This window comes from Pseudoalteromonas sp. MTN2-4 (assembly GCF_042848605.1).
Taxonomy (GTDB): Bacteria; Pseudomonadota; Gammaproteobacteria; order Enterobacterales; family Alteromonadaceae; genus Pseudoalteromonas.
In genome coordinates, this window is the sequence record NZ_BTGK01000044.1 from 1 (window position 1) to 906 (window position 906).

Annotated in this window: 2 protein-coding genes; both read right to left on the reverse strand. The window is 38.0% G+C overall.

Annotated features, from left to right (window positions below):
• Positions 1–89 precede the first annotated feature (89 nt).
• Entirely contained in the window at positions 90–368 is a 279-nt protein-coding gene (locus ACGHEH_RS21630) for a hypothetical protein (protein ID WP_390449830.1), read from the reverse strand.
• 99 nt (positions 369–467) lie between these two features.
• Positions 468–890: a hypothetical protein gene (locus ACGHEH_RS21635; RefSeq protein ID WP_390449833.1), complete on the reverse strand. Its 423-nt coding sequence runs from the start codon at positions 888–890 to the stop codon at positions 468–470.
• Positions 891–906: the final 16 nt, after the last annotated feature.

The following is a 906-nucleotide window of genomic DNA, read 5'->3' on the forward strand; positions in this document are numbered from 1 at the left end:
TTGCCGTAAACGGCACAAAATAGCAGGCTAAAAATTGGCGACGAAGGAGCACAAGCCTGCTGTTTTGTGTCCACGGTTTAACGGCCTTGTTAGTTGCCGCCAATCAAATTTTTTACTGTTATTCCATTGGTGAACTTATTGAATAACATATAAATAGGATATCCAATTGTAATATGTAAACCAAAAAGGAGTGAACAAACCAGTGGTAATAGTAATACTAAAAGTACGGGTGGTGTTTCACCGGGAAATAAACCAAGTAACATAGCTAAACCCAAAAGAGTCATCCACACTATTCCTGTGCAAAAGCCAAATAAGAAAGCTAGTTTTACTACAGAAGTAAAACTGAGCTTAAGTTTATAAGATTGCATGAAAACTTCCTTGGCAACTAACGCCGCAAATAAACGGCTAAAAATAGTTGGCTATAATTTGTGAGGAACGAACAAAGCCAACTGTTTTTTGTCCGCACTTTAATTTGCTTTGTTATAAGGCGATTGCACCGCATACTGACGGTACTTTACTACGAATTTTTTTGCTTGAGCTAGGGTTTCTGGGTAAGGAACACTCTCATAGCTGTTTTTAGTAGTACGAATTTTTTGAAATAGGAATCCGTGTTCAATTAAAAATTGAACTTTTTTCCACTGAGCTAAATCCGATTTCTTAGGTGGTTTAAAGTGACGACCTAAGTTAACTGCAACTCCCTTACAAATAGGACATTCAATGGTCTCAGGGTAATCACATGGAGCAAGATTAAATTGGCGCATATTCGAAGTTCTACACTCACAACAAGCAAAAGACATTGAATACTCAGGACCCTGATATTTCACTTGAGGTTTTGGTAAATCTCTACATCCAGCCTTTCTCCTTAGCTCCATTCTCGACTGTTTATCCATGATTGCCTACGCCTTA

Excerpts from the sequence above, each read along its gene's own strand:
- ACGHEH_RS21630 (WP_390449830.1), bottom strand. The coding sequence starts at position 368 with ATGCAATCTTATAAACTTAAGCTCAGTTTTACTTCTGTAGTAAAACTA.
- ACGHEH_RS21635 (WP_390449833.1), bottom strand. The coding sequence starts at position 890 with ATGGATAAACAGTCGAGAATGGAGCTAAGGAGAAAGGCTGGATGTAGA.